This window comes from Massilia sp. CT11-108, from assembly GCF_047302915.1.
GTDB classification, from domain to species: Bacteria; Pseudomonadota; Gammaproteobacteria; order Burkholderiales; family Burkholderiaceae_D; genus Telluria; species Telluria orientalis.
On record NZ_JBKYMO010000553.1, the window covers coordinates 1 to 3,416 of the forward strand.

Here is a 3,416-nt window from a genome sequence, read left to right on the forward strand (position 1 = left end):
AAAACAACCAACCCTCCCCGCCGGGGGGCGCGCCGCCGCCCCCCCCCCCCCCCCCCCCCCCCGCGGCAGCCTGGTCGACCAGATCGTCGCGGCCATCGCCGAAATGGTAAATCGGCGCACGCTGCCCGCCGGGACCAAGATGCCGTCCGTTCGACAATTCGCAAAAGTGAATGGCGTCAGCACCTTCACCGTCGTCGAATCGTACGACCGCCTGCTGCACCTGGGCCTGCTGTCATCGCGACGCGGCTCCGGATTCTTCGTCGCACGCGGCACGGAAGCCCCCGCGCAGCAACCCTGCCTGCTCGCGGCCGCCAATGTGGTCGACACGCTCACGCCCGACCTCTATTCCGGCCAGACGGATGCGCTGCCCGTCGGCGCCGGCTGGCTGCCGCCCGAGTGGTATGGCGAGTCGACGATCCTCGACGCCGTGCGCCACGCGATGAAGATCCCGGCCGGCCGGCTGCGCGGCTATGGCCATCCGCTCGGCTTTCCCAGCCTGCGCCAGCATCTCGCCACGACGCTGTCGGCCGACCTGTGCGCGGTTGAACCGGAGCAGATCCTGCTCACGCACGGCGCCACGCACGCGTTCGACCTCGTGCTGCGCACGCTCACGCGGCCGGGCGACGTCGTGTTCGTCGAGGATCCCGGCTACGGCAATTTGCTCGCGCTCGTCCGGCATCACGGCTGCGAGGCCGTCGGCATCCCGCGCGGCGCGCATGGCCTGGACATGGACGTCCTCGCGCGCGCGGCCCAGGCGCGCCAGCCGAAGCTCATGTTCGTCAACACGGTGCTGCAGAATCCCCTCGGCACGTCGCTGTCGCAGGCACAGGCGCACCGGCTGCTCGCGCTGTCCGAGCAGTACGATTTCTGGCTCGTCGAGGACGACATCTACCGCGAACTGGCGGCGCGCGGCGACTCGTCGCTCGCGGCCATGGACGGGCTGCGCCGCGTGATCCGCATCGGCAGCTTTTCCAAGACCCTGTCGCCCGTGCTGCGCGTGGGTTCCATTTGCGCCTCCGGGTCGTTGATACCGGAACTGGTGCGCGTCAAGATGCTCACGGGCCTGACGACGTCGGAAGTGAACGAGCGCGCCGTCTACGATGCCGTCGGCAGCCGCGCCTACCGCAAGCAGGTCGAGCGCCTCGTGCAGCAGCTGGACGACGCGCGCGAGCTGGCGCTGGAACGCCTCGGCGATGCGGGCCTCGTGCCGCTGGCCCGGCCGCGCGGCGGGATGTTCGTCAGCGCGGGCTGGCCAGCGCAGAAACAAAGCGGCCGCGCCATCGCCGAACGCGCGCTGCGCGCGAGCATCCTGCTGGCGCCGGGCGAATTCTTTGCGCTGACGCCGCCCGATACCGCCTGGTTCCGCTTCAACGTCGCCTATGCCCACGAGCCGGCCCTGCTCAATTTCCTGCGTTCGATCCGAGGAGACCTTCCATGACCTTCGCCCCCGTCAAACACCGCGGCAATCACCGCATAAGCCACCGCGACAAAGTCGAAGCGGCCATCCTCGGCGAAGCCGTGCGCCAGTTCGCCGAATGCGGCTACGAAGGCACGTCGATCGCCACCGTCGCCGAGCGCGCGGGCCTGTCGAAGCAGAACCTGATGTACTACTTCCCGACCAAGCAGGCCTTGTACCAGCGCGTGCTCGACAACGTGCTGGACGACTGGCTCGCGCGCATGGCCAGCCTCGCGGATCCGGGCAAGGACCCGGGCGACGTCCTGCGCGCCTATGTGCGCGCGAAGCTGACGTTCTCGCGCGAGCAGCCGCTCGCGTCGCGCGTGTATGCGATGGAAGTGATCGGCGGCGCCAAGCTGTACGCCGACCAGATCCGCCGCCGCGTGATCCCGCTGCTGCGCGCGGACATCGCCGTGTTCGAGCGCTGGATCGCGGAAGGGAAGATCGCGCCCGTCAACGCCACCCATCTGCTGTTCGCCGTGTGGGCGATGACGCAGTCGTACGCCGACTTCGCCGCCCAGATGACGCTCGTGCTCGACCGCGAACAACTGCAACCATCCGACTTCGACGACGCCGAGCGCCTGATCACGGGCATGGTCCTCGCCGCCGTCGGCCTCCAGGAGAACCCATGCCCACCCTGAGCCCCATCGAACTGTTCACGCCCCGCCTGAAACTGCGCTGGATGATCGAGCGCGACGTCGACGCGCACTATGCCGTGTTTTCCGATCCGGAAGTGGCGCGCTACTGGAGCAGCGGACCGTGGACGTCGCTCGACCAGTCGCGCGAGCACATCGCCGCCACGCAGGCCGCCTATGCGGACGGCAGCGGCATGCGCCTGGGCGTCGAACTGATCGAAACGGGAGAACTGATCGGCAACGTGAGCCTGCACCGCTTCGTCGACACCAGCCGCCGCTGCGAAATGGGCTACGCATTGGCCCGCGCCCACTGGGGCGGCGGCTACGTCAGCGAGGCGCTGCGCGCGCTGCTGGCCTACGGTTTTACGACGCTGGACCTGAACCGCATCGAGGCCGACATCGACCCGCGCAACGGGGCGTCCGCACGGGTGCTGGAAAAGCTCGGGTTTCAAAAGGAAGGCTATATGCCCGAGCGGTGGATCGTGCAGGGCGAGCCTGCCGATACGGTGTATTACGGCCTGCTGCGCCGGCACTGGAACGGGTGACCTGCTAGTCCACCGCCAGGATCCAGTCGCGCAGGGCGGCCACCTTCGGGTTGTCCTGCCGGGCTTCCGGATAGACCAGGTAGTACGCGAACGTCTCCATGTGAGCCGGTTTCGCCAGCCTGACCAGGCGCCCGGCCTCCACCTCGTGCGCCACCATGGCGGCCGGCAGCAGCCCGGCGCCCTGCCCGGCCAGCACGGCACCCAGCAGCAGGCTGGCGTCGTCGAACGACGGGCCGCGCGGCAGCGCGACATCATCCACGCCGTTTGCCTGGAACCACAGGCTCCACCCCTTCCGGTCCGCATCATGCACGTGCGGCCAGCGCGCCAGGTCCGCAGGCGCTGACGGCAGGCCAAGGCGCTCGACGAGGGCCGGCGCGGCCACCGGCACGATCTCGACGGAGGCCACGCGATAGCTCCGCAGTCCGGGATAGCGTCCGGCGCCGTGCCGGACGGCGACGTCCACGCCGTCGCGCGCAAAATCCGCCAGCGCGGTGCTGGTCACGATGTGCAGGTCGATGCCCGGATGCGCGTCGCGGAACCGCTGCAGGCGCGGCATCAGCCACGCGGACGCGAAGAACGGCGTGACGCTCAACGTCAGCGTGCCGGCATCCGCGGACGCCGCGAGGCGCTGCGTGGCCTGCGCGATCTGCCGGAAAGCATTGCGCACGGGCGGCAGGTAATCGCGGCCCGCCTGGGTCAGCAGGATGCCCCGGTTGACCCGCTCGAACAACTTTACGCCGAGGTGCTCTTCCAGTTGCCGCACGAGCTGGCTGACCGCGC

Annotated in this window: 4 protein-coding genes; 3 read left to right on the forward strand and 1 reads right to left on the reverse strand. The window is 69.3% G+C overall.

Going from position 1 to position 3,416, the window contains the following annotated elements; all coding sequences use genetic code 11:
• The first annotated feature begins 70 nt into the window (after nt 1-70).
• The 3 genes from ACEN88_RS27220 to ACEN88_RS27230 are packed head-to-tail and all read left to right on the forward strand — an operon-like array spanning nt 71 to nt 2,636.
• Nucleotides 71-1,438, forward strand: a complete 1,368-nt coding sequence (locus ACEN88_RS27220; protein ID WP_413344690.1) for a PLP-dependent aminotransferase family protein — start codon at nt 71-73, stop codon at nt 1,436-1,438.
• A complete protein-coding gene (locus ACEN88_RS27225; protein WP_413344685.1) occupies nt 1,435-2,097 on the forward strand; it encodes a TetR/AcrR family transcriptional regulator in 663 nt (220 codons plus the stop codon). Before ACEN88_RS27220 ends, ACEN88_RS27225 begins: the two co-directional genes overlap by 4 nt.
• The gene (locus ACEN88_RS27230; protein ID WP_413344687.1) at nt 2,085-2,636 is read left to right on the forward strand and encodes a GNAT family N-acetyltransferase; all 552 of its coding nucleotides are present in this window, start codon (nt 2,085-2,087) and stop codon (nt 2,634-2,636) included. Before ACEN88_RS27225 ends, ACEN88_RS27230 begins: the two co-directional genes overlap by 13 nt.
• Before the next feature lie 4 nt (nt 2,637-2,640).
• Here the strand turns inward: ACEN88_RS27230 and ACEN88_RS27235 are convergent.
• Nucleotides 2,641-3,416, reverse strand: a 776-nt coding sequence (locus tag ACEN88_RS27235; protein WP_413344688.1) for a LysR substrate-binding domain-containing protein, incomplete at its 5' end; no start/stop codon positions are given.